This window comes from Polymorphospora sp. NPDC050346, from assembly GCF_040655695.1.
Taxonomy (GTDB): domain Bacteria; phylum Actinomycetota; class Actinomycetes; order Mycobacteriales; family Micromonosporaceae; genus Polymorphospora; species Polymorphospora lycopeni.
Genome location: NZ_JBFAKM010000007.1, coordinates 154856 through 181383, shown reverse-complemented (window position 1 = coordinate 181383; position 26528 = coordinate 154856). Strand labels below are relative to the sequence as shown.

The 26528-nt window shown below is 74.1% G+C and carries 15 protein-coding genes; 12 read left to right on the top strand and 3 right to left on the bottom strand.

The features are described from left to right. Window positions 1-216: 216 nt before the first annotated feature. The 12 genes from AB0I42_RS10070 (at window position 217) to AB0I42_RS10015 (ending at window position 25037) form a co-directional block, all read left to right on the top strand. Entirely contained in the window at window positions 217-6195 is a 5979-nt protein-coding gene (locus AB0I42_RS10070; protein WP_357535923.1) for an amino acid adenylation domain-containing protein, read from the top strand. Next, window positions 6192-9482 (top strand): amino acid adenylation domain-containing protein, encoded by a 3291-nt coding sequence (locus tag AB0I42_RS10065; RefSeq protein WP_357535922.1) that lies wholly within the window; start codon window positions 6192-6194, stop codon window positions 9480-9482. Before AB0I42_RS10070 ends, AB0I42_RS10065 begins: the two co-directional genes overlap by 4 nt. Beyond that, a complete protein-coding gene (locus AB0I42_RS10060; RefSeq protein ID WP_357535920.1) occupies window positions 9479-10858 on the top strand; it encodes an NAD(P)/FAD-dependent oxidoreductase in 1380 nt (459 codons plus the stop codon). The genes AB0I42_RS10065 and AB0I42_RS10060 overlap by 4 nt, the downstream gene beginning before the upstream one ends. A gap of 5 nt (window positions 10859-10863) precedes the next feature. Beyond that, a complete protein-coding gene (locus AB0I42_RS10055; protein ID WP_357535919.1) occupies window positions 10864-11610 on the top strand; it encodes a DUF6875 domain-containing protein in 747 nt (248 codons plus the stop codon). Next, a complete protein-coding gene (locus AB0I42_RS10050; RefSeq protein WP_357535917.1) occupies window positions 11607-14909 on the top strand; it encodes an amino acid adenylation domain-containing protein in 3303 nt (1100 codons plus the stop codon). The genes AB0I42_RS10055 and AB0I42_RS10050 overlap by 4 nt, the downstream gene beginning before the upstream one ends. 97 nt (window positions 14910-15006) lie before the next feature. After that, on the top strand, window positions 15007-19485 hold the full coding sequence (locus AB0I42_RS10045; protein WP_357536060.1) for an amino acid adenylation domain-containing protein: 4479 nt from the start codon (window positions 15007-15009) through the stop codon (window positions 19483-19485). After that, complete coding sequence (locus AB0I42_RS10040) at window positions 19478-20929, top strand: MFS transporter (RefSeq protein WP_357535915.1); 1452 nt, start codon at window positions 19478-19480, stop codon at window positions 20927-20929. The genes AB0I42_RS10045 and AB0I42_RS10040 overlap by 8 nt, the downstream gene beginning before the upstream one ends. A gap of 26 nt (window positions 20930-20955) precedes the next feature. After that, window positions 20956-22017 (top strand): methyltransferase, encoded by a 1062-nt coding sequence (locus AB0I42_RS10035; RefSeq protein WP_357535913.1) that lies wholly within the window; start codon window positions 20956-20958, stop codon window positions 22015-22017. A gap of 179 nt (window positions 22018-22196) precedes the next feature. Next, window positions 22197-23690, top strand: coding sequence for a hypothetical protein (locus tag AB0I42_RS10030; RefSeq protein WP_357535912.1), 1494 nt, complete (start codon window positions 22197-22199; stop codon window positions 23688-23690). After that, window positions 23656-23862, top strand: a complete 207-nt coding sequence (locus AB0I42_RS10025) for a type II toxin-antitoxin system RelE/ParE family toxin (protein WP_357535910.1) — start codon at window positions 23656-23658, stop codon at window positions 23860-23862. The genes AB0I42_RS10030 and AB0I42_RS10025 overlap by 35 nt, the downstream gene beginning before the upstream one ends. Continuing rightward, window positions 23859-24173, top strand: a complete 315-nt coding sequence (locus AB0I42_RS10020; RefSeq protein ID WP_357535908.1) for a helix-turn-helix transcriptional regulator — start codon at window positions 23859-23861, stop codon at window positions 24171-24173. Before AB0I42_RS10025 ends, AB0I42_RS10020 begins: the two co-directional genes overlap by 4 nt. Before the next feature lie 42 nt (window positions 24174-24215). Beyond that, window positions 24216-25037 carry a DNA-formamidopyrimidine glycosylase family protein gene (locus AB0I42_RS10015; protein ID WP_357535906.1) on the top strand — a complete coding sequence of 274 codons (822 nt, stop codon included), beginning with the start codon at window positions 24216-24218 and terminating at the stop codon, window positions 25035-25037. Here the strand turns inward: AB0I42_RS10015 and AB0I42_RS10010 are convergent. From AB0I42_RS10010 to AB0I42_RS10000, 3 genes are all read right to left on the bottom strand, one after another. Continuing rightward, entirely contained in the window at window positions 25030-25266 is a 237-nt protein-coding gene (locus AB0I42_RS10010) for a hypothetical protein (protein ID WP_357535904.1), read from the bottom strand. The genes AB0I42_RS10015 and AB0I42_RS10010 overlap by 8 nt on opposite strands. A 110-nt stretch (window positions 25267-25376) precedes the next feature. After that, window positions 25377-25838 carry a deaminase gene (locus AB0I42_RS10005; RefSeq protein WP_357535903.1) on the bottom strand — a complete coding sequence of 154 codons (462 nt, stop codon included), beginning with the start codon at window positions 25836-25838 and terminating at the stop codon, window positions 25377-25379. Continuing rightward, a complete protein-coding gene (locus AB0I42_RS10000) occupies window positions 25835-26527 on the bottom strand; it encodes a dihydrofolate reductase family protein (RefSeq protein ID WP_357535901.1) in 693 nt (230 codons plus the stop codon). Before AB0I42_RS10000 ends, AB0I42_RS10005 begins: the two co-directional genes overlap by 4 nt. Window position 26528 lies beyond the last annotated feature (1 nt).

The window sequence follows — 26528 nt, the reverse complement described above, 5'->3', positions numbered from 1 at the left end:
CCACATTTCAGCAACACATCACAACATCGACGGAACCAATGTCACCCGCTAGAACAGTGGTTGACACAGGTGAATGGTTCTCGTAATTTCTTGTCAGGCCCGCCGTGGGCCTATCAATCGTTCGGCAATGCCGCAGCCCGGCCGCAAGATTTAACAATCTTCCGCGCCGGTTCAACGGGGTGTTCGGCAAGCAGTCATCAGATAGGGATCCAAACTGTGCGAAGCACGCCCCTCGACACCGTCGTCGACGATCGGTACAACACCGTCACGCTCCAGCCCGGCATGTTATTCGCGCACAGTTACGAACCCCGGTCCGGCATCGACATCATCCAGGTGGTCGTCGACTGGCCGCTGCCGCTGGACAGCGCGGCGATGCGGACCGCGTGGCAGCACGCCGTGGACCGCCACCCCGTCCTGCGCACCGCGTTCACCTGGCCCGACGACGGCGAGCCGGTGCAGGAGGTGCTGCCCCGGGTGACGCTGCCGGTCGCCGCACTCGACTGGACCGACCACGCCCCCGACGGCGCCGACGACCGGCTGGCGGCGTTCCTCGCCGACGACCGCGCCGCCGGGGTCGACCTCGCCACCGCACCGCTGGCCAGGCTCGCGCTGATCACGCACGGCCCGGGCCGGCACAGCATCGTCGTCACCTTCCACCACGCGATCCTCGACGGCCGCTCGCTGCACATGCTGCTCGACGAGGTCGTCGCCGAATACGACGCGACGACCGCCGGGCAGGCGTACGAGGCCCCGACCCGGCCCGCCTTCCGCGACTTCGCGACCTGGGCCGGCACCCGCGCCACCGACGCCGACCGGGAGTTCTGGACCGGCCGGCTGGCCGGCGTACCCCTGCCGACCGCGCTGCCGCTGGCCAACGCGCCGGTCGGCCCGTCGGCCCGGCCCGACCCGTCCCGCGAGACGACGCTGACCCTGACCGCCGCCGAGACGGCCGCGCTCAACGAGGCCGGCGCGGCGGCCGGGGTGCCGCTGAGCACCCTGGTCAACGCCGCCTGGGCGGTGCTGTTGCACCGCTACAGCGGCGGCGACGACGTGGTCTTCGGCGGCACCCGCACCTGCCGCCGGGGCACGGTCGACGGCGCCGAACTGATGATGGGCCTGCTGATCAACACGGTGCCGCTGCTGATCCGGGTCGCCCCGGACCGCACGGTCCGCGACTGGCTGGCCGACGTACGGCGGCAGATCGACGCCGTACGCCCGCACCAGGTCGCCCCGCTGCCACAGATCCAGCGCTGGACCGGGCTGCCCGCCAACACCCCGCTCTTCGACAACCTGCTCATGTACGAGCACCGCGACCTGCAGGCGGCGCTGCGCCGGACCATCCCCGACTGGGGCGACCGGTCGGCGCGGGTGCACCGGCGGCCCGCCCCGCCGATCACGGTCTGCGTCTTCGGCGAGCCGACCGTACGGGTCCTGCTCTACCACGACCGACGCCGGCTCACCGACGGCGCCGCCGACGCGATGCTGCGGCAGTTCCACACCATCCTCGTCGGGTTCGCGGCCGGGCTCGACCGCCCGGTCGCCGACCTGCCGCTCCAGGACGCCACCGACCGCGCACTGCTGACCGGCGCCTGGGCCGGCCTGCCCGCACCGTCCACCCCGGACACCCACGACGCCGACTACCCGGTCGCCGCCACCGTCCCCGATCTCGTCGCCGCGCAGGCCGGCCGGCGCCCCGACGCCGTGGCGGTCAGCGCGCCCGACGGCGAGCTGACCTACCGGGAGCTGGACGAGCGGGCCAACCGGCTCGCCCACCTGCTGCGCGCCCACGGCGTACGCGTCGACGAGCCGGTCGCGGTCGCCCTGCCCCGGTCGCTCGACCTGATCGTGGCCCTGCTCGCCGTCCTCAAGGCCGGCGGCGCCTATCTCCCGCTGGACCCCGACGACCCGCCGGCCCGGACCGGTCGGCTGCTCGCCGGCAGCGGCCAGCCGCCGGTGCTGGCCGCCGGCCCGGTACCCGGCGCCGACCGGGTGCTGCGCCTCGACGAACTCGCCCCGGCCCTGGCCGACCAGCCGGCCACCGCGCCGGCCACCCGGCCCCGGCCGACGAGCCTGGCGTACATCAGCCACACCTCCGGCTCGACCGGGCGGCCGAAGGGCGTCGCCGTACCGCACGCCGCCGTGGTCCGCCTCGTCCACGAGCCGGGCTACCTGCGGCTCGGTCCCGAGGAGACGGTGCTGCACCTGGCCCCGGTCGCGTTCGACGCGGCCACCCTGGAGATCTGGGGGGCGCTGGGCAACGGCGCCCGGCTGGTGGTCGCCCCGCCCGGCCCGTTCGGCGTCACCGACCTGGCCAAGCTGCTGCGCGGCGAGAAGATCAGCGTGCTGTGGCTGACCGCCGGCCTGTTCCACCAGGTCGTGGAGTTCGACCCGGAGTCCCTCGCCGGGGTCGGCCAGCTGCTGGCCGGCGGCGACGTGCTCGCCGCCAGCGCGGTCCGCCGCGCCCTGCGGGTCCGCGGCGGGGCACCGCTGGTCAACGGGTACGGCCCCACCGAGAACACCACGTTCACCTGCACCCACGTGCTGACCGACCCGGCGGCGGTGCCCGACCCGGTGCCGATCGGCCGGCCGGTGCCCCGGACCACCGTCTACGTGCTCGACGACCAGCTCCGCCCGGTGCCGGTCGGGATGCCCGGCGACCTCTACACCGGCGGCGACGGGCTGGCCCGCGGCTACGTCGGCCAGGCCGCGGCCACCGCCGCGGTGTTCCTGCCCGACCCGTTCGACCCGCGCCCCGGCTCGCGGATGTACCGCACCGGCGACCGGGTGCGCTGGCGGCCGGACGGCACGCTGGACTTCCTCGGCCGGGCCGACGAGCAGGTCAAGATCCGTGGGTTCCGGGTCGAGCCGGGCGAGGTCGCCGCCGTACTGCGCGACCACCCGGGCGTCGGTGACGCCGCGGTCGTCGTCGACGGCACCGGCGAGCAGCGCCGGCTGCTCGCGTACGTCACCCCGCGCCCGGGCGCCGCCGCCCCCACCCCGGACGACCTCGCCCGGCACACCGCCGACCGGCTGCCCGGGCCGCTGCGGCCGGCCGCCCACGTGGTGCTGAGTGCCCTGCCGCTCAACCGCAACGGCAAGATCGACCGGCGGGCGCTGCCCGCGCCGGCGGCACCGGCCGCCGACCGCCCGGACTGCGCGACGCCGCCCACCGATCCGACCCAGGCCGGGCTGGCCGCCACCTGGGCGCAACTGTTGGGCACCGCACCGGGAAGCGCCGACGACGACTTCTTCGCCCTCGGCGGCAACTCGCTGCTGGCCACCCGGCTGACCTTCGCCATCGCCGACCGGTTCGGCGTCGAGGTACCGGTCCGGGTGGTCTACGAGCGGCCGAGCCTGGCCGCCCTGTCGACCGCGATCGACGAGCACCTGGCCCGGCCGGCCGCCCCGGTCGAGGGCGTGGTCCGCCGCGACCGCGACCGCTACCGGATGCCCGTCCCGGCCGCGGCCACCGCCGCGCCGACCGCGACCGCGACCGCCCCGGCCACCGCCGCGCCCGCCCCGACCGCGACCGCCCCGGCCACCGCCGTACCGGGCCCGACCGCCACGGCGGCGCGGCAGACCGGCCCCGGGTCCCCGGCACCCGACGGCGTCCCCGGCCACCTGGTCAAGCCGACCCCCGGCCCGTGGGCGATGTGGCGGTGGGTCGGGCTGCGCGCCGCCGGCTTCCCGCTCGACCTGCTCACCGCGCTCGGCGACGTCGACCTGGTCGCCGCCGCCGACGCGGTGCTCGCCGCCGAGGACCACCTCGACACCGCCCGCCACGACCTCGCCGACCGGCTGCGCCGGGTCCGCGCCGCCGCGCCGGCCGACGAGCGTGCCCGCTGGAACCGGGCGATCCGGCAGGGCCGGCGCGACGCCGCACCCGATCCGCTGCCCGACGGCGCCGAGGAGGTCGACGGCGGTGCCCTGGTCCGCGCCCACACGACGGTGGTGGCCGCGTACGCCGGGCTCGACGCCGCCCGCGACCGGTTCGACGCCGCCCACCGGCGGGCCGCCGCCGGCCGCTCCGAGGCGCTGCGCGCCGCCGCCGCCGACCCGCTCTTCCGGGAGGCGGTGACCTGGCAGAACCGGCACGCGCTGCGGACCGGGATCGACGCGGTCCGCACCGCCGACGGCGGCACCGGCTCCAAGCACCGGCAGCACGAGGCGCTGGTCGCCACCTACCTCCAGCGCTACTGCGTCAAGAACGACACGATCGGCTTCTTCGGTCCGGTCGGCTGGGCCCGCGTCGACGAACAGGACGAACCGGTACGCGTCCGGCACGGCGCCGCGCCGCTGGCGAAGCGTACGGTCTACTTCGAGAACTGGGCGGTGGCCGAGGCAGCGGCGGCGGTGGTCGCCCGCGAACCCCGGCTCGGCCCCTGGCTGATCCCCCGCCGGCTGCCCTACCTGACCGTGGTCGACGGGCAGTTCGCCATGCCCCTGACGCCGCCCACGCCGCTGCCGCCGGGTGTGGCCGAGCTGCTGCTCGCCTGCGACGGCAGCCGTACGGCCCACGAGATCGCCACCGAGCTGCTGGCCGCCGGAACCCCGGGGCTGACCGGCCCGGAGCAGGTCTACCGGCTGCTCGGCGAGCTGCGCGACACCAAACGGATCACCTGGTCGCTGGAGGTACCCAAGGAGGACCTCTTCGCCGAACGGGTGGTGCGCGCCCGGCTCGCGGCGGTCCCCGACCCGGCGTTGCGCGAGCCCGCGCTGGCCGCCCTCGACGACCTGATCGCCGCCCGCGACGCGGTCGCCGGCGCGGCCGGCGACCCGGCGGCCCTCGGCGCCGCGCTGGCCGACCTCGAGGAGCGGTTCACCACTTTGACCGGCAGCGCCGCGACCCGGCGGGCCGGCAAGGTCTACGCCGGCCGCACGCTGGTCTACGAGGACTGCCGGTCCGGTACGCAGGTCAGCCTCTCCCCCGAGTTGGCCGGGACGCTGTGGCCGACGCTGAGCCTGCTGCTGGAGAGCGCCCGGTGGTTCACGTTCGCCGGGGCGGCCCTCTTCCGGCGGGCCTGCACCGAGCGCTACCAGGAGCTGGTGAAGCGGACCGGGTCGACGTCGGTCCCGTTCGGCGACTTCTGGCTGTGGGCCAACGACCTGCTCTTCGACCTGCCGGAGAAGCTGATCGCCCCGGTCACCCGGGCGCTGCAGGACCGCTGGGCGCGGATCCTGCCGGCGGCGGTCGACCACCGGATCACCACCACCAGCGCCGAGATCCACGACCGGGCGATGGCCGAGTTCGCCGCGCCGCGCCCCGGCTGGATGGGCGCCTACCAGCACAGCCCGGACGTGATGCTGGCCGCCGACGGTCCGGACGCGATCGCCCGGGGTGACTTCCGCTGGGTGGTCGGCGAGGTGCATCCGGGCGTCAACACGCTGCGCTCGGCGCTGTTCGTGGCCCAGCACCCCGACCCGGAGCAGTTGCGCGCGGCGATGGCCGCCGACCTGCCCGACCAGCGGCTGGTGCTGGCCGCCACCGGCGAGGAGGGCGGCGCGCCGGCCCGGATCACCGACAAGCTGATCATCGGTCGGGACGTCCGGCTGGTCTTCGGGCACGACAGCGGCGGCCTCGACCCGGCCACCGCCGTGGCGGTCGCCGACTGCGTGCTGGAGCCGGTCGACGGGGTGCTGACCGTACGCAGCCGCGACGGCCGCTACCGCCTGCCGCTGACCGAGGTGATCGGTGAGCCGCTGATGCTCCAGATGATCCAGCGGTTCGACATCCTGCGCCCGGCCGACCACCAGCCCCGGGTCACCGTCGACCGGGTGGTGCTGGCCCGGGAGAGCTGGCGGTTCACCGCCGCCGACCTCGACTTCGCCCGGGTCGCCGACGAGGGCGAGCGGTTCCGCGCGATCCGCCGCTGGCAGGCCCGCGTCGGGCTGCCCCGCCACGTGTTCGTCAAGACCCCGGTGGAGAAGAAGCCGTTCCACCTCGACCTCGCCAGCCTCGCCTCGGTCGACGTCTTCTGCCGGGCGGTCCGCCGGACCGTCGACGGGGCGGGCGACACCGCGACCCTGCGGCTGAGCGAGATGCTGCCCGGCCCGGAGCAGTCCTGGCTGACCGACGCCGAGGGCCGGCGCCGGACCGCCGAGCTGCGCCTGGTCGCGGTCGACACCCGTACGCCCGCCGCACCGACCACCACCGCCGCACCATCCGGTCACCCCGGGGAGAGGCCGCCCGCATGAGCGCCGCCGAGACGTTCGTCCTGCCCTCGTCGTTCACCCAGCGTCGACTGTGGGTCATCGACCAGATGGAGCCGGGCACCGCCACGTACAACATCGCCTGGGCGGTCGACCTGGCCGGCCCGCTCGACGTGGCGGCGCTGTCGTCGGCGCTGGGCTGGCTGGTCGACCGGCACGAGGCGCTGCGTACCCGGTTCACCGCCGTCGACGGCGAGCCGGCCCAGGTGGTCGGCCCGCCGTGGCCGGTCGAGCTGACCGTGGTCGACGCCGCCACCGCCGGCCCGGACGGCGCGGCGGACCCGGTACGCGAGCTGGTCGACGCCGCCGGCCGCGAGCCGTTCGACCTGGCGGCCGGCCCGCTGACCCGGTTCGGGCTGATCCGGCGCGGCCCGGACGACCACGTGCTGACCGTGGTGATCCACCACTCGGTCGCCGACGGCTGGTCGTTCGGCATCCTGTTCGGCGAGTTGGCCGCCGGCTACCGGGCGGCCGTCGGTGGCGGCGTGCCGGACCTGCCCCCGCCGCCGGTGCAGTACGGCGACTTCGCCGTCTGGCAGCGCGAGCAGTCCGAGCGTGGCGCGTTCGACGCCGACCTGGACTTCTGGCACGAGGCGCTGGCCGGCGCGCCGACCCTGCTCGACCTGCCCGCCGACCGGCCCCGCCCGGCCGAGCAGACCGCGCACGGACGGGAACTGTCCTACCCGGTGCCGGCGGCGCTCGCCGGGCGGCTGCGCGAGCGCGCCGACAGCACCCTGTTCGCCGTGCTGCTGGCCGGGTTCCAGAGCCTGCTGCACCGGCTGACCGGCCAGGACGACCTGCTGGTGGCGGTGCCGGTGGCGGGGCGTACCCGGCCGGAGACCCGCGACGTCGTCGGCTTCTTCGCCAACACCCTGGCGCTGCGGGCCCGGTTCGACGGCGCGACGAGCTTCGCCGACGTACTCGACCGGGCGCGGGCGAGCGCCACCGCCGCACAGACCCGGCAGGACGTGCCGTTCGACCGGATCGTGGACCGGCTGTCGCCCGAGCGCAGCCTGGCGTACGCCCCGGCGGTGCAGGTCATGTTCGCGGTCGACGAGCCGCCGCCGGTGGTGTCCTCGGCCGGCCTGCGGATCGCGCCGCAGCAGTGGCACAACGGGACCGTCAAGTTCGACCTGACGCTGACCGTCGACGTACGGCCCGGGGGGCTCACCGTCCGGATCGCCTACCGGACCGACCTCTACGACGAGGCCCGGATCGACCGGGTCGCCGGCCAGTACCTGACCCTGCTCGGGGCCGCGCTGGAGCGGCCCGGCTCGCCGGTCGGCGCGCTGCCGCTGCTGGCCGACGCCGAACGCGAGCGGATCCTGCACGGCTGGAACGACAGCGACCTGGCGCTGCCCGACGTCGCCTCGGTACCGGAACTGCTCGACCGGCACCCGGCGACCGACCCGGACGCCGTGGCGGTCGCCGGCCCCGACGGCACCCTGACCCACCGGCAGCTCGCCGAGCGCGCCAACCGGATCGCGCACCTGCTGCGGGCGCACGGGGTCGGACCGGACGTACCGGTCGGGTTGTCGCTGCGGCGCGGCACCGACCTGGTCGCGGCGATCCTCGGCGTGTGGCGGGCCGGCGGCGGCTACCTGCCGCTCGACCCGGCGCTGCCGGCGGCCCGGCTGGCGACGATGCTGCGCGAGGCCGCGCCGCCGGTGCTGCTGACCGACGCGTCCACCGCCGAACGGGCCGCCGAGGCGGTCGCCGGTGCCGGTGACCCGGTGCCGGTCGTGCTGCGGCTGGACACCGCCGACCTGGCCGGGCTGCCCGGCACCCCGCCGGCCGTGGCCGGCCACCGCGACAGCCTGGCCTACCTGCTCTACACGTCCGGCTCGACCGGCACCCCGAAGGGCGTCGCCGTCACCCAGGGCTCGGTGGTCAACCTGCTGGCCGGCTTCGACCGGCTGCTCTGCCTCACCGCCGCCGACCGGGTCGCGGCGATCACCACCCCGGCGTTCGACATCTCGGTCGTCGAACTCGTCCTGCCGCTGCTGGCCGGCGCCCGGATCGAGCTGGTCGACGCGGCGACCGCGCTGGACGCGGCGGCGCTGCGCGACGCGCTCGCCGCCCGCGGGATCACCGCCGCGCAGGGTACGCCGGCCACCTGGCGGATGCTGGTCACCGCCGGGGGCGTACCGGCCGGGGTGCGGCTGCGGATCAGCGGCGGCGAGGCGCTGCCGCGCGACCTCGCCGACGCCCTGCGCGCCGACGGCGCCACCCTGATCAACGGGTACGGCCCGTCGGAGACCACGATCTACTCGACGGCCGGCGCGGTCGGCACCGACGGCCCGGTCGACCTCGGCCGGCCGACCGCCAACACCCGGATCTACCTGCTCGACGAGGCCGGCCAGCCGGTGCCGGAGGGCACCGTCGGCGAGGTCCACATCGGAGGGCTCGGGGTGGCGCGCGGCTACCACCGGCGGCCCGCGCTGACCGCCGACCGGTTCCGCCCCGACCCGTTCGGGCCACGGCCGGGCGGCCGCCTCTACGCCACCGGCGACCTGGCCCGCTGGGGGCCGGGCGGGCGGCTGGAATACCTCGGCCGGGGTGACCACCAGGTCAAGGTGCGCGGGTTCCGGATCGAACTCGGCGAGATCGAGGCGGTGCTGCGCGACCACCCGGCCGTCGCCGAGGCGGTCGTGACGACCTGGCGCGGCGACGCCGACGACGTCCGGCTGGCCGCGTACGTCCTCACCACCACCCCCGGCACCGACAGCGCCGCGCTGTGGCCGGACGTACGGGCCGCGCTGGCCGGCCGGCTGCCGGACTACATGGTGCCGGCGACCCTGGTCGTGCTCGACGCGCTGCCGCGCACCGGCAGCGGCAAGATCGACCGCCGGGCGCTGCCGGAGCCGTCCTGGCGGGAGACGACCGCCGACGGGCCGGCCTGCGCGTCCAACCCGGTCGAGGAGAAGCTCGCCGAACTGTGGCGCGAGGTGCTCGGCCTGACCGAGGTCGGGGTGCACGACAACTTCTTCGCCCTCGGCGGGCACTCGCTGACCGGAACCCGGCTGATCGCCCGGATCCGGACCGCGTTCGGTGTCGAGCTGCCGCTGCGCAGCCTGTTCGCGGCACCGACGATCGCCGGGCTGGCGCCACTGCTCGACACCGCCGGCGGGCCGGGCCGGCCCGAACCGGTCACCGACCACATCGGATCGGCCAGCCGGGCCCCGGAGGACCTGCTCGCATCGCTCGACGACCTCTCCGACCGGGAGATCGACGAGCTGCTGGACACCCTGATCGCCGAGGAGGGCAAATGACGGACGGGCAGAACCCGTTCAGTCGCCAGGAACGGGTAGTCGTCATCGGTGCGGGCCTGTCCGGCTCGCTCGCCGCGGTCTACCTCGCCCGGCGCGGATACCAGGTCGACGTCTACGAGCGCCGGCCCGACCCCCGTACCGCGCCGGCCGGGCTCGGCGGCAGGTCGATCAATCTCGGGCTCTCCGCCCGGGGCATGCGGGCGCTGGACGAGGTGGGGCTGCTCACCGACGTACTCAAGCGCAGCGTGCCGATGCGCGGCCGGGTCGTGCACTCGCCGGACGGCGCGGTGCGGTTCCAGCCGTACGGGGTCCGCGAGCACGAGATCCTGCACTCGGTGCTGCGCGACGAGCTGATCGCGCTGCTGGTCGACGCGGCGGAGACAAGCGCCGGGGTCCGGTTCCACTTCGGCTGGCGGCTCACCCGGCTGGACCGCGACACGGCGACGGTCGAGGTGCTGCCCGAGGCCGGCGGCGACCCGGTCGAGGTGACCGCCGACCTGGTCGTCGGCGCGGACGGCATCCACTCGGTGGTCCGCCAGCACCTGCAGCGGGGCCTGCGGGCCGACTACTCGCAGGAGTTCCTGGAGTGGGGCTACAAGGAGCTGACCATCCCGGTCGGCGACGACGGCGACCCCCGGGTACGCCTCGAGGCGCTGCACGTGTGGCCGGGCGACTCCGCCATGATGGTCGCCCACCCCAATGTGGACGGTTCGCTGACCTGCTCGCTGTTCATGCCGCACGAGGGCCCGGTCAGCTTCGCGACGCTGGACACCCCGGAGGCGGTCCTCGGCTTCTTCCGGGCCAACTTCGCCGACGCCGAGGAGCTGATGCCGAACCTGGTCGAGGAGATCGCCGGGCACCCGGTCGGCCACCTGGTGACCGTACGGACCGCACCGTGGCGGCACGGCGACCGGGTGGTGCTGATCGGTGACGCCGCGCACGCCGTCGTCCCGTTCTACGGGCAGGGCATGAACTCGGCGTTCGAGGACTGCCTCGTCCTGGACGGCTGCCTGGCCCGGCACCCCGACCGGGCGGCGGCCCTGGCCGCGTTCGAGGCGGCCCGCAAGCCGCACACGGACGTGCTCGCCGACCTGTCCATCGCCAACTTCGTCGACCTGCGCGACCGGGTCCACAAGCCCGCCTACACCGCGCACGCGGTCGCCGACCGGCTGCTGTCCCGCCTGCTGCCGGACCGGTGGACCCCGCTCTACACGATGGTCGCCCACACCACGACGCCGTACGCCGACGCGCTGGCCCGGGCGAGGCGGCAGGACCGGATCCTGCGCGGTGCCACCGCGGCCGCCGGTGCCCTCGCCGCGCTCGGCGCGGTCACGACGATCGGAGCGGCGCTGCGGCGTCGTTCCCGGGGCAGGTGAGCGCGGTGCTGACCCATCCCGACCGGCCCGGACTGGCCCTGTTCGAGGCGGCCGACCTGGTCGCCGAACCGCTGCACCCGCGCATCGACGGCATCGCCGACCGGCTGCGCGGGGTGATTCAGTGGGCCCGCGAATACCTCTGCGAACCGCATCCGGACCTCGGCCGCAAGGGACCGGTGTGCCCGTACGCCCAGGGGTCGCTGGACCGCGGCATCTTCTACCTGGCCGTCTACCGGGGCAGCACCGTCGACCTGGTCGAACTCGACGAGCTGCTCGCCGGCTACCGGGACTGGTTCCGGCGGCTCGACCCGGTCTCCGGCCCGGCCGCCCAGTTCAAGACGATCCTGGTGACGCTGCCCGACCTGGCGAACGAGACCGCCCGGCCGATCATCGACGCGGCGCAGGAGCGGCTCAAGCCGGCGTACACCGAGCAGGGGCTGATGATCGGCGAGTTCCACGACGGGCCGCCGGCCAAGGGCGGGCTGTGGAACCCGGACTTCCTGCCGTTGAACAGCCCGCTGCCGCTGCTGGCCGTGCGTCACATGGTGGCCAACGACTTCCCGTTCCTCGCCGACAACCCGGTGACGCTGGCCGCGTACCTGCGGCACTTCGCGCACGCGGGGTCGGTCGGGTTGCGTGAGCAGGTCGCGGCGGCGGCCGGCCGGTTCGGCCTGACGGTGCCCGAACCGCGTACCGAGCCGGCCCCGCTGCGCCGGATGTCAATGAGCGAGCGAATCGAGAAGGTGTCATGACGGCGGACGTTCCGGCCCAGGGCGGCAAGCGGGCGCTGCTCGCGCGGATGCTGACCGAGCGGGCGAAGGCGCCGCGCAGCTACCCGGTGTCGTTCGGGCAGCAGCGGCTGTGGTTCCTCGACCGGTTCCAGCCCGGCGACCCGGTCTACAACATCCCGGTCGCGTTCAAGGTGGCCGGTCCGCTCGACGCCGGCGCGCTGCGGGCCGCCCTGAACGTGGTCGTCGGGCGGCACGGTGCGCTGCGCACCACGTTCGCCGAGGCCGGTGGCGAGCCGGTCCAGGTGGTCCGGCCGTCGGTCGACTTCGACCTGCCGGTGACCGACCTGTCCGGGCATCCGGCGGCGGACCGGGCGGCGGAGGCGGTCCGGCTGGCGTGGGCCGACGCGGCCGCGCCGTTCGACCTGGCCGCCGGGCCGCTGTTCCGGGCCGGGCTGATCCGGGTCGACGAGGAGGAGCACTACCTCACGCTCAACCTGCACCACATCATCTGCGACGCCTGGTCGCTGGGCGTGCTGTTCCGGGAGCTGAGCACGGCGTACGCGGCGATCCTGGCCGGCGAGAAGCCGAAGCTGCCGGAACTGCCGACGCAGTACGCCGACTTCGCCGTCTGGCAGCGCGACAGGCTCGCCGGCGACACCCTGCGCGAGCAGCTCGACTACTGGGTCGACCACCTGCGCGGGGCGCCGGCGCTGCTGTCGCTGCCCACCGACCGGCCCCGGCCGGCGGTCCGGTCCTACCGGGGCGCGCTGCACTACTTCACCCTGCCGAACACCCTGAAGCAGCGGCTGGAGACGTTCAACCAGGCGACCGGCGTCACGATGTTCATGACCCTGCTGGCCGCCTTCCAGGCGGTGCTGTCGCGGCACAGCGGCCAGGATGACATCGTGGTCGGCACCCCGGTCGCCGGCCGTAACCACCCGGACCTGGAGGGGCTGGTCGGTTTCTTCGTCAACACCATCGCGCTGCGGGTGTCGACCGCCGGTTCGCCGTCGCTGCGGGAACTGGCCGGCCGGGTACGGGAGGTGACGCTCGGCGGGCTCGGCCACGCCGACGTGTCGTTCGAGCGGCTGGTCGAGGAGTTGCAGCCGGAGCGCAGCCTCGGCCACTCGCCGGTCTTCCAGGCGCAGATGATCCTGCAGAACGCGCCGAACGACGAGCTGGTCTTCGGCTCGGCCACGGCGAACTCGCTGGAGGTCGACAGCGGCAGCGCCAAGTTCGACATCTCGCTGGTCGGCGAGACGATGCCGTCGGGTGCGCTGCGGCTGGCGTTCGAGTACGACACCGACCTGTTCGACGCCGAGACGGTGGCCCGGCTCGGCCGGCACCTGACCGCGCTGCTCGACGCCGGAACGGCCGAGCCGGACCGGCCGCTGAACCGGATCCCGCTGCTGACCGGGGTGGAGCGCTGGCGGGCGGTGGTGGAGTGGAACGACACCGAGCGCGGCCTGCCGCCGGTCGACTCGATCCTCGACCTGCTCGACGACGAACCGGCGGCGCCCGGCACCCCGCCGGCGCTGACCGGCCCGGACGGCGCCGTCGACCCGGCCGGGCTGGCGCGGCGGTCGGACCTGATCGCGCACCGGCTCGTCGCGGCCGGGGTCGAGCCGGGCACGCCGGTCGGGTTGTGCCTGGACCGGGGCGTCGACATGGTCGCCGCGGTGCTGGGGGTCTGGAAGGCCGGTGCCGGCTACCTGCCGCTGGACCCGGGCCTGCCCGCCGACCGGCTGCGCTACATGCTGTCCGACTCCGGCGCCCGGGTGGTGGTGACCCAGAACGCGGTCGCGAACCGGCTCGACGGGGCGCTCGACGACGTACCCACGGTCCTGCGGCTCGACGACGGCGCGGGCGGCGACGTCCCGGCCGGTCCGCCGGGCGTCGCGGTCCACCCGGAAGGGCTCGCCTACCTGATCTACACGTCGGGCTCGACCGGCCGGCCGAAGGGTGTGGCGGTGCCGCACCGGGCCGTGGTCAACCTGGTCGCATCGTTCCACGACGACCTGGATCTCGGGCCGGCGGACGTGTTCGCGGCGGTGACCACGCTGTCGTTCGACATCTCGGTCCTCGAACTGCTGGTCCCGCTGGTGCGTGGCGTGCCGCTGCTCGTCGTCGGCACCGACGAGGTCGGTGACGGCCCGGCGCTGCGCCGCCGGCTGGTCGACGCCGGCGTCACCGCGATGCAGGCGACCCCGGCGACGTGGCGGCTGTTGCTGGCCACCGGCGGGGTGCCCGAAGGGCTGCGGCTGCGGCTGTGCGGCGGCGAGGCGCTGCCGCCGGACCTGGCCGCCGCGCTGACGACCGACGGCGCCACCTTGTGGAACTGCTACGGCCCCACCGAGACCACGGTCTGGTCGGCGGCGACCCCGGTCGCGCCGGACGCCGCCATCGACCTCGGCGCCCCGATCGCCAACACCCGGCTGTACGTCCTGGACGAGGCCCTCCAGCCGGTGCCGGTCGGGGTCGTCGGCGAGGTGCACATCGGCGGCGCCGGTGTGGTGCGCGGCTACCACGGCCGGGCCGGGCTGACCGCGGAGCGGTTCCGGCCGGACCCGTTCTCCGACCGGCCCGGTGCCCGGATCTACGCCACCGGCGACCTGGCACGGCAGCGGTCCGACGGGCGGCTGGAGTTCCTCGGCCGCATCGACCACCAGGTCAAGGTGCGCGGGTTCCGGATCGAGCTGGGCGAGATCGAGGCCGCGCTGCGCGAGCACGAACTGGTCGCCGACGCGGTGGTCGGCACCTGGGCCGGCGAGGGCGGCGACGCCCGACTGGTCGGGTACGCCGTACCGGCGCCGGGCACCGACCCGGAGGCACTGTGGACGGCGGTCCGGCCCACCCTGGCCGGACGGCTGCCGGAGTATATGATCCCGGCTACCCTGATGCCGCTGACCGCGCTGCCGCTCAACGCCAACGGCAAGGTCGACCGCAACGCGCTTCCCGAGCCGCGGTGGGGTGACCCGGAGGCGGAGCGGGTGCCGCCGCGCGACCCGGTCGAGCGGGTCCTCGCCGAGATCTGGCAGGAGGTGCTGCGGGTCGACGGGGTCGGGGCGTTCGACGACTTCTTCCGGCTCGGCGGGCACTCGCTGCTGGGGGCGCAGGCGCTGAGCCGGATCGGCGCGACGTTCGAGATGGAGGTGCCGATCCGGGTGCTGTTCGAGGCTCCGACGGTGGCCACCATGGCCGGGGCGCTGCGCGACCGCGAGCCGGCCGCCGGTCACGTCGACACGATCGCCGCCCTGCGGCAGGAGGTGGCCGGGCTGTCCACCGAGGAGCTGCGCGCACTGCTCGGCGAGCAGTCATGACCGGAATCGGCTGGCTCGGTGCAAGGCACGCCACCGCCGAGCGGAGCGAGGTGGGGGCGTGACCGACGTCGATCGGGAGCGGTTGATCCGGGAGCTGATGGCCCGGCGCGGGCTGGCGACGGCGGTCCGGCCGACCGGCATCCCGCGCCGGCCGGCGGATGCCCCGATCCCGCTGTCGCCGATGCAGGAGGGACTGTGGTTCCTCGACCGGCTCGAGCCGGGCAACCCGGCGTACGTCCTCAGCCAGGCGGCCCGGCTCGGCGGCCCGTTGCGGCACGGGGACGTACAGGCGGCCGTCGACGACGTGGTGGCCCGGCACGAGGCGCTGCGGACGTACTTCACCGAGCGGGACGGCCGGGTCGAGCAGGTGGTGCTGCCGGCCGGTGACCCGCGGACCCGGTCGGCCTTCTTCCACGAGGACCTGTCCGACCGGCCCGACCTGGAGGCGGCGATCGTCGCGGCGGCCAGGGCCGAGACCGAGACCGGGTTCGATCTGGGCCGGGCACCGCTGCTGCGGGTACGGCTGTCCCGGCTCGGCGCCGACGACCATCTGCTGGTGGTCAGCCTGCACCACATCGTCGCCGACGACCGCTCGGTCAGCGTGGTGATGACCGAGATCCTCGACGGCCAGCACCGGCACCGCACCGGGGAGGGGGCGGCGGAGCCGCCGGCGGTGCAGTTTCCCGACCATGTGGTGTGGCAGCACGGCCGGATGGCGGCCGGGGCGGCGCAGCGGCAGCGGGAGTTCTGGACGGGGCAGCTCGCCGGCGCGACCGGGATGCTGGAGCTGCCCACCGACCGGCCGCGGCCGGCGAAGCAGACGTTCGCCGGCAAGACCCGCCCGTTCCCGATTCCCGACGAGCTGGCCGCCGCGGTCGACGCGCTGGCCAAGCGGACCGGGTCGACCAGGTTCATGGTGTTCCTGGCCGCGACGCAGGTCCTGCTGTGCCGGCTCAGCGGCCAGGACGACGTCATCGTCGGCTCGCCGGTGTCGATCCGGCGCGGGCCGGAGCAGGAGTCGGTCGTCGGCCTGATGGTCAACAGCCTGCCGCTGCGCACCGACCTGTCCGGCGACCCGACGCTGGCCGAGGCGCTGGGCCGGGTACGGCGGACCTGTGTCGAGTCGCTCGACCACGCCGAGCTGCCGTTCGAGCAGGTGGTCGAGCTGGCGAAGCTGCCCCGCGACCTGAGCCGCAACCCGCTCTTCCAGGTCATGGCCCTGATCAACCCCGGTGGGGTGACCCGGCCGTGGAAGGACCTGACGCTGCGGCCGGTCGGGCTGGCCCGCGACACCTCCCGGATGGACCTGACCGTGGCGGCGTACGAGTTCGCCGGCCGGCTCGCCGGGGTGATGGACTACAACACCGACCTGTTCGACGCGGCGACCATCGACCGTCTCGTCGCCCGGTTCCTGGCGGTGCTGTCGGCGCTGGCCACCGAGCCCGACCGACGGCTGTCCACACTGGACCTGACCGGGCCGGCGGAGCTGGCCGACCTGGCCCGCTGGAACGACACCGGCCGCGACTACCAGTCCGGTGCCGGCCTGTACGACCTCTTCGCCGCGCAGGCGGCCCTGGCCCCGGAGGCCCCGGCGCTGCTCGACGCCAGCCCCGACGCGGACGCCGGGACGCGGTCGGCCACCGCCCGCCCGGACGGGTCGGCACCGCCGCCGGCCGTCTCCGACACCCCCGTGGTGACGTACGGCGAACTCGACGACCGGGCCGGCGTGCTCGCCGCCCGGCTGCGGGCCGCCGGGGCACACCCGGACCGGCCGGTCGCCGTCGCGCTGCCGGCCGGCGTCGCCGCGGTCACCGGCATCCTCGGCGTGCTCCGGGCCGGCGCCGGCTACCTGCCGCTCGACCCCACCCACCCGCCGGCCCGGCTGCGGGCACTGCTCGACGACGCCGGGGTGACCGTGACGGTCACCGGCGCCGCCGAGGCGGCCGCGTTCGCCGGCTGGCCGGGCACCCTGGTCGTGCTCGACGCCGACGGACACCCGACCGGCGACGGGCCGGCGGCCGACCCCGTGGTCCCGGTCGGCGGGCACCCGGACCGGCTCGCGTACGTCATCTACACGTCCGGCTCGACCGGCACCCCCAAGGGCGTCATGGTCGGCCACCGCACCGCCGCCAACCTCGCGCTCGCCTTCGCCGACCTGCACGACATCGGCCCCGGCGACCGGCTGCTGATGCTGCCGCCGCTGAGCTTCGACGCCTCGGTCGGCGACCTCTTCCCCGCCCTGGTCAGCGGGGCCGCCGTGGTCCTGCACCGGGAACCGGCCGCGCTGACCGGTCCGGGCGTGCTCGACCTGTGCCACCGGCACGGCATCACCCTGGTGGACACCGCCGCTCCACTGTGGATTCGCTGGGTGGGTGACCTGGCCACGGCCGGCGACACCGTCGACACCGGGCCGCTGCGGGCGGTCATGGTCGGCGGCGAGGGGGTGCCGCTGTCCGCCGTACGGGATTTCGCCGCCCGCACCAACGGCAAGATCTCGCTGTACAACCACTACGGACCGACCGAGGCGACGGTCTGCGCCACCACGTACGCCACCGTCGACGGCGCGGAGCTGCCCGGCCTGACCCGGCTGCCGATCGGCCGGCCGGTGCCCAACGTCCGGGTGCACGTGCTCGGCCCCGATCTGCGCCCGGTGCCGATCGGCACCCCCGGCGAGGTGTACGTCGGCGGCACCGCACCGGCCCGCGGTTACCTCGGCGCGCCCGGGGTGACCGCCACCCGCTTCGTACCCGACCCGTTCGGTGCCCCCGGCGACCGTCTCTACCGCACCGGCGACCTGGCCCGGCACCGGTCCGACGGCACCCTGGAGTTCCTCGGCCGCACCGACCGGCAGGTCAAGATCCGCGGCCACCGGATCGAGATCGGCGAGGTCGAGGCGGCCTGCGCCGACCTTCCCGGGGTGGCCCGGGCCGCGGTCGTGGTCGCCGACGGCACCGCCGGGCCCCGGCTGGTCGCCTACCTGGTGCCCGGTGCCGGCGACGTCGACGTACCGGCGGCCCGGGCCGCGCTGCGCCGGCGGATGCCGGACCACCTGGTGCCGTCGGCGTTCGTCGTCCTGCCCGACCTGCCGGTCAACCGGCACGGCAAGCTCGACCTGGCCGCCCTGCCCGACCCCGGCGAGGCCGACCGGCCGCCGTACGTGCCGCCGCGCACCGACACCGAACGCGCCGTCGCCGCCGTCTGGTCCGAACTGCTCGACGGCGCGCGGGTCGGCGCGCACGACAACTTCTTCGACCTCGGCGGCCACTCGCTGCTCGCCGCGCCGTTCGTCGCCGCGCTGCGGGGCCGGCTCGGCGTCGACGTCTCGATGCGGGCGCTGTTCGACACCGCCGACCTCGCCGGCCTCGCCGCCCTGGTCGACGGCGGTGGCACCGACCGGGCCGCCGCCGGCGTGGAGCTGCTGCGGGCCGAGGCCCGGCTCGGCGACGACCTGCCGGTCCCCGCCGGCGAACCGGCCGCCGTACCGGCCGAGGTGCTTTTCACCGGCGCCACCGGCTTCCTCGGCGCCTACCTGCTCGCCGACTGGCTCGACCACACCGCGGCCACCGTGCACTGCCTGGTCCGGGCCGCGACCCCGGCCGCCGCCACCGAACGGGTACGCGCCAACCTGCGCAAGTACGGCAAGTGGCGGGACGGGTACGCCGAACGGATCGTCGGGGTGCCCGGCGACCTCGGCGAGCCCCGGCTCGGGCTGACCCCGGCCGGGTTCGACGATCTCGCCGGCCGGCTCGACGCCGTCGTGCACAACGGCGGCGTGGTCAACTTCCTCCAGGCCTATCCGGCGCTGCGACCGGCGAACGTCGGCGGCACCCTGGAGGTGCTGCGGCTGGCCGGCACCGGCCGGCCGACCGCCGTCCACTTCGTCTCCACCCTGGGCGTCTTCCTCACCCCGTCGAACACCCTCGGACTGGTCCACGAGGGCGACCGGCCGGACGACTGCGAAGGCATCGGCGAGGGCTACAACGCCACCAAGTGGGTCGCCGACGCGCTGGTCCGCGCCGCCCGCGACCGGGGGATGCGGGTCGGTGTGCACCGGCCGGCCCGGATCACCGGCGACGCCGTCTCCGGCACCGGCAACGTCGACGACTACTTCAGCCGGCTGCTGAAGACCTGCGTGCAGCTGCGCGCCGTACCCGACATCGACGACGCCGTCGACCTCGCCCCGGTCGACTACGTCGGTGCCGGCATCGGGCACCTGACCCGGAGCGGGTCGACCGGCGACCACCACTTCTACAACAACCGGACGATCAGCTTCGGCGGCCTCGCCGAGGCGCTGGCCAGCTTCGGCTACCCCGCCGAGCTGATGCCGTACGGGACGTGGCGGGCCGCCCTGCTCGACCGGCCGGACGCCGCGCTGGCCGGTTTCGCCCCGATGTTCGGCACGCAGACGCCGGTACGTACCCAGCCGACCTTCGACTGCTCGGCCACCGAGGCGACGCTCGCCGCCGCCGGCATCGTCTGCCCGCCGGCGGACGCGGCCCTGGTGCACACCTACCTGTCGGCGTTCGTCCGGGCCGGCTTCCTCGACCCACCATCTACCGGGAGCAGCAATGGCTGACCTCGCCATCCCCGCCCGCCGGCTGGTCGCCATCTGGCTCGCCCAGCTCCTCTCGCTGATCGGATCCAGCCTCACCGCGTTCGTGCTGGGCGTCTGGGTCTACCAGGAGACCGGGTCGGTCACCCAGTTCGCGATGATCTTCCTGTCCGCGACGCTGCCGGCCGTGCTGGTCGCCCCGTTCGCCGGGGTGCTCGCCGACGGCCGGGACCGGCGCAAGCTGATGCTGGTCAGCGACACCGTCGCCGCGCTCGGCACCGCCGCCCTCGCCCTGCTGGTGGCCAGCGACAACCTGGCGGTCTGGCACATCTACGTCGCCGGTGCGGTCACCGCCGCCGCGTCGACGGTGCAGGGGGTCGCCTACCAGTCGATGACCCCGTCGCTGGTCGGCAAGAAGCACCTCGGCCGGTTCAACGGCCTGATGCAGGTCTCCCGGGCCGTGCAGATCGCCGCCCCGCTGCTCGCCGGCGTACTCGTGGTCACCATCGGCGTCGCCGGCGTGATGGCGATCGACCTGGTCACCTTCGTCATCGCGGCGACCACCCTGATGCTGGTCAAGATCCCGTCGTCGATCACCCGGCCGCCGAAGAGCGGCGACGCGGCCGAACCGCTGCTGCGCCGGGCCGCCGCCGGCTGGCGGCACCTGCGCGACCGGCCCGGACTGCTCCAGCTCATGGTCGTCTTCGCCGTCTACAACTTCCTCTTCGGCATCGCCGGGGTGCTGGTCCAGCCGCTGATCCTGTCGTTCGCCGACGCCGACACCCTCGGCGTGCTGATGTTCGCCGGCGGCGCCGGCCTCTTCGCCGGCAGCCTGGTCATGGGTGCCTGGGGCGGCCCGAAGCGCCGGATCAACGCGGTCTGCGGCGGCCTCGCCGGCGGCGGCGTCGCCCTGGTGCTGCACTCGCTGTCGCCGTCGGCGTGGCTGATCGGCATCGTCGCGCCGCTGTTCCTCTTCATGTTGCCGATCATCAACAGCTCCACGATGACGCTGATCCAGACCAAGACCGAGCCGTCGGTGCTCGGCCGGGTGCTCGCCACCGCCCGGGTGCTCGGCGACGCGAGCGTGCCGCTGGCGTACGTCATCGCCGGCCCGCTCGTCGACGGCTTCTTCGAACCGCTGCTGCAGCCCGGCGGCGCGCTGGCGGACTCGGTCGGCTCGGTGATCGGCACCGGTCCGGGCCGGGGCATCGCGCTGCTGTTCGTGATCACCGGCTCGGTGATGGTGGTGCTGGCCGCGGTCGCCTGGGCCACCCCCGGCGTACGGCGGGTCGACGACCTTCCCGACGCGCTGCCCGACGACCCGGCCCCCGCCGAGCCCGCCGCGGCCGAGGGCGGGGCCGGCACGGTCGCACCGGCCGCCGCCGGACCCGTGCCGGACACCGAGCCGGCACCCGTGCCGAAGCCGGCCGGCGAACCGGAGCCGGACGCCGCACCCGCCACCCGCTGACCAGAACCACCCGAAGGAGCCCAGCCATGCCGGTGCCGATCCAACCCGACGAACTCAAGCAGTTCGTCGAAACCGACGAGGCGCCCGCCGCGTACCTCGACCTGCTCAACGCGGTGTCGTTCCGGACCGCCGGCGCCGGCCTGCGGCTCGGCGTCTTCGAGGCGCTCGCCGACGGACCGCTGCCGCTCGACACGCTCGCCGAACGCACCGGCACCGACCGGCTCGGCCTGCGCCTGCTGGTCGAGGCCCTGGCCGGGTACGGCTACCTGGAGCGCACCGACGCCGGCTACGCCAACAGCGCCAACACCGCCCGCTGGCTGCTGCGCTCCGCGCCGGGCACCTTCGCCCCGGTGCTGTCGTTCTGGTCGGCGCTGGTCACGCACTGGTGGCACGACCTGGAGGAGTCGGTCCGGCGCGGCGGCCCGACCGGCGACTTCTACGCCTGGCTGGAAACCCGCCCGGACACCCTGGCCGACTTCCAGACCATGCTGCGCCGGCTCGCCGACTGGCTCGGCGAGGAGATCGTCCCGCTGGTGCCGCTCGGCGCCGGCGCGACCAGCCTCGTCGACCTCGGCGGCGGCCACGCCAGCTACTCGGTGGCGTTCCTGCGCGCCAACCCGGAACTGCGGGCCACCGTCGTCGACCTGGAGGGCGCGCTGCGCCAGGGCGCCCAGACGGTGACGGCGGCCGGGGTCGACGACCGCGTCGACCTGCGCCCCGGCGACCTCTTCGGCACCGAGATCGGCACCGGCCACGACCTGGTGCTGCTCTTCAACATCGTGCACGGCTACCAGCGCGACGACGTGCTCACCCTGCTGCGCCGGGCCGCCGCCGCGCTGCGCCCCGGTGGCCGGGTGGCACTGCTCGAACCGCTCGCCGACGTACCGGAGCGGCCGCCGGGGGTCGGCGAGTCGTTCGTGCGGATGTTCAGCCTCAACCTGTTCCACACCCAGGGCGGCCGGGCGTACGGCCTCGACGAGCTGACCGACCTGCTGGGCGAGGCCGGCTTCACCGACGTACGGCAGACCCTGCTGACCCGCTCCGACACCGACCACCTGGTCGTCGCTACCCTGCCCACGGGTGACTGACCTGCCGAGGCGTCGTTGTTGATCTGGGCGCCAGACACCTTATCCGCGCCGGGTTAGGTGGCTGACGCCCAGATCAACAGCTCGGGCCATGCGGGTCGGAGGTGGTCAGTTCGACCACGCGGCGGGGTTTCGGCCCGTCCGGCTTCCGTACGCAAGCTCTGCCGCAGAAAAGGGGCGTCATGGCAAGGAAATCCCGTCCGGAAGAGTTCGGCGTTGTCCGGGACGGGATTATCCTGCGTGGCTCTTGGGACCTGGCCCTTCATGCCGACACTATGCTGATCCGCAACGCGGAGGCTGTGTTCGAATCAATCGAGGAGTTCCAGTTCCCAGGCGAACACGCCGAAGACCTCTACACCGCCTTGCAGGATGTGAGACGATCCGCCGTCGTCAGGGCGTGGTTCTCCCGGGACGGCTTATTGCCTATCGAGTCGCTTTGGCGACTCCAACGATCGGACAGCCGGTGCATCATTCGACGAGTGTTCCGGCCCGAGTACGCAATCACCGCGCGACCGGACGCCTTTCTCCTGAACTACTGGGAACTGCCGTCACTGTTGGACACCTTCAAGAACAGGGGTCGCGTCGAGCACCTGCCCGCGCCGAATGGAGAGCCCGGACGGCAGGAGGGCCGGCCCGGGAGATCGGATGAGGATGACGCCCCCGCGCTGGACAACGAATCCGAGCCCGGCCGGCCCAGCGCGCCGGGAGAGGAGGACGACCACGCGCGATGGCTGAGTCACGAGACGTCCCACCACAAATGGGAGGCCGTGCTAGGACAGGCGCACCTTGACGGTGCATCCTGCCCGCTACCCGACGGACAGGTGGACGTGTTCGCTGGACAGCGGGTTCGGTTCGTTCTCGACCACCAGGATCCAGACACCGGACACATCCGGCGAGCCTTCGAATCGACGCTGCAGCAAAGCCGCAGCGGCTGGCAACTGGCTGGCATTGATTGGCCGGCCGACCTACGCCCTGGCACCATACTCACCGTCACCTGGAATGAGGACGACCGCCTCGCGGTGGGCTGCACGGACCGGCTGCCGCAGCCGGTGAGCATCGACGGCGTCGGCTACTTCCACCGATACGATCCCCGAGTCGTCGCGCGAAATCTCGACGCCGGCGACGAACGGCACTCGCAAGACGGCCGCCTGACAGACCCAGGCTGGGTGACGTACACCCTGCGCCGACTGGGATACCTCTTCGACGACGGCAGCGTCATCCTCACGGAGGCGACGCTGACTGAAACTGTAGAGCCCTCGGCATGCCGCCCGCTCGGCTTGGCCGCATCCGTCAAACCGTCGAGCAACTGGTGCGCTACGGGCATGTCACACGACTGCGCGGCAGTGTCGACGCTGCCGGCTACCCCAGTTACCCGGCGCGGGCGGGGCACGCCCGTACCAGTCTCCTGCGCTACGCGCCGGCAGTCGAGCCCCTGGAGCCGCCGGCAAACAGCCCCGGCTCCACTGCCCTGGGCGCAACTCGGCGGGCCCATTGGGTCAGTGGTTTCGTCCGTAAGCTGCCGCTGGGTGCTCGACCTTCACCGGAGCAACTCGAACTGCACCAGGAGGCGATTCGAGCCGCGCAGGTCGTCGACCGTCCCTTGGACCCCGGGTACACCTTCGTGCGGAGCCACCGCCGGAAATGATCCAAGCGAACTGGCCCAGGTCCGGCCGTGAAATCGCGATCCGGGTGCTCTTCGTGTTCGACCCTTCGTCCCAAGCGGTGCTGCTGGTGGGCGGCAACAAGGCCGGCAACTGGGCACGGTGGTACAAGACCGCGATCCCGGCCGCGGAGATCGCCTACGAAACCTGGCTGGCGTTCGAACGGAAGCGGAGGGAGGAATCGTGACAGAGTTTCACGACTGGGAGGACATCCGGGCCGAATTGGACGACGGAGACAGCGACGCGCTTGACACGGAGCGCGCCCGCACGGAGGCCTGGGTCAGCGCGTTCCACCTCGCGGAAGAGCGCAAACGACTCGGACTCACCCAACGGGAGGTCGCCGACCTCATGGGCGTCACCCCGGGGCGGGTCAGCCAGATCGAGAACGGGGATCTCGACGCCAACGAGGTTGCCACCCTGAGCCGGTACGCACGGGCGCTGGGCGCCCGGATGCGGATCATCTTCGACTACGGGAACGACCTCCGCCAGATCGCGTGACAGATCAGCGGGGGTGCGGCTGGTGTGCGGCAGGATTGACGGGTGCCCGAAGGCGACACCGTCTGGAACACGGCCCGCGTGCTGGAACGCGCGCTGGCCGGCCGACTCCTGACCGGGTCGGACTTCCGGGTGCCGCGACTGGCGACCACCGACCTGACCGGGTGGGCGGTGCTGGAGTCCGCCAGCCGGGGCAAGCACCTGCTGCTGCGGCTGCGCCACCCCGACTCCGACCGCCGGCTCACCCTGCACTCGCATCTGCGGATGGACGGGACCTGGCGGACGTACGCCCCCGGCCAGCGCTGGACGGCCCGGCCGGGGCACCTGATCCGGGTGGTGCTGCGGACCACGGACGCGGTCGCGGTCGGATACCACCTGCACGACATCGCCGTGGTACCGACGGATCAGGAGTCGACCCTCGTCGGCCATCTCGGGCCTGACCTGCTCGGCGCCGACTGGGACGCGGCCGAGGCTGCCCGCCGGCTGGCCGCCGCCCCGGCGGTCGAGATCGCCGACGCGCTGCTCGACCAGCGCAACCTCGCCGGCATCGGCAATCTCTACAAGGCCGAGGCGCTGTTCCTGCGGGGGCTGTGGCCGTGGACCCCGGTCGGCGAGGTGCCGGACCTGCCGGCCCTGGTCCGGCTGGCGCAGCGTCTGCTCGCCTCGAACCGGGGCCGCTGGCTGCAGACCACCACCGGCTCGCTGCGCCGCGACGAGGCCAACTACGTGTACGGCCGGGCCGGCCGGCCCTGCCACCGCTGCGGCACCCTGGTCCGCCGCGCCGACCAGGGCGAACGGATCACGTTCTGGTGCCCCACCTGCCAGCCCGGGCCAGGGACCGGGCCGAGCCGGTCCGGGATCAGGTGAGGGTGGCGTAGTACCAGCCGGGGATGGGGTCGTTCCGGTACTGGCAGTCGATGGTCCGGGGGACGGGGGCGCCGCTGGTCATGAGGTCGTTGTACGCGGCCTCGCACTCGTAGTAGCCGTACGGCCCGTACCAGGTCGTCACGTAGGCCTGGGCGGGAACGGCGGTGGCGGCCACGGTGGCGGCGGTGGCGGCCATCAGGGCCAGGATGCGGTGGATCGACGGGCGCACGGCGTCCTCCGGGGCATCAAACGAGCCGGGGCATCAAACGAGCCGGGGCATCGAACGAGCCGGGGCATCAAACGAGCACGTATCGACGATCCTATATCTAATGAGGTTGGTCATTCCAGACCGAGTACGCGGGCGTTGGTCGCTCTGACCCGGTCGGCCAGGTCGGGAATCTCGACCACCTCGACTCCGGCCGCTTCGAGGAGTTCGACGCCGTGGCAGTCGACGAAGACCGGTGGTTCGCGGAGGGCGAGGACGACCCGCGCGATTCCGGCGACAATGATCAGCTCCGCGCAGGGGCGGGACCTGGACCCGCGGATGGAGCAGGGCTCCAGCGAGCTGTAGACCGTGGCGCCGGTCAGGTCGACTCCGGTGCCGGCGACCTTGGCCAGGGCCGACTCTTCGGCGTGGACGCGCGGATCCGTTTCGCGTGAATAGCCCCGGGCCAGTTCCTGATCACGCCGGTCGACGATGATCGCGCCGACGGCGTAGGCGGTCTCCACCGGCGGGCTGAGCCGGGCCAGGTCGACCGCCAACCGCAGCCACTCCCGGTCGACCGCGTGTCTGCGGTTCATGCCGCACCGAACCGCTCGGAGAGGGCGTAGCGCAGCAGCACGACGTCACCGATCTGGCGTACCTCGGCGAGGGTGGCGGGATTGCCGGTGCTCCAGGGGAAGACGCCGTCACCGACGAACCGGGGAGCGCGCGAGTTGCCGACGAAGATCGGAGCGACGACGAGGTGCAGTTCGTCGGCGAGCCCGGTGGCCAGGAACTGGGTATGGACGGCGCCACCGCCCTCGACCAGCAACCGCCTGACGCCACGGCGGGCCAGGTCCGCCAACACCCGCCGCAGGTCGACCGGTTGCCCGGCGTCGACGACGGTGGCCGCACCGTCGAGTCGTTCCCGGGCCTCGCCGGTCGCCGGGGTCGCGCAGTAGACGATCTTCTCGGAGTCGCCGGTCAGGAAGAACCGCGCGGTCGGCTCGAGATCGCCACGGCCGGTCAGGGTCACCTTCACCGGCGAGGCGGGCCGGCCGTGGGCGATCCGCGTGTCGCGGCGGGCCCGGGAGCGGACGAGGAGCCCCGGGTCGTCCCGCCGGACCGTGTTGGCTCCGACGAGGATCGCGTCACACTCGGCACGTACCGCGTCGACCCGGTCGAAGTCGGTGTCGTTGGACAGCAGCAGCCGGTCCGCGGTGGCATCGTCCAGGTAGCCGTCGATGGATACGGCGCAACTGAGGAGCACGTACGGCCGGTCGCCCACG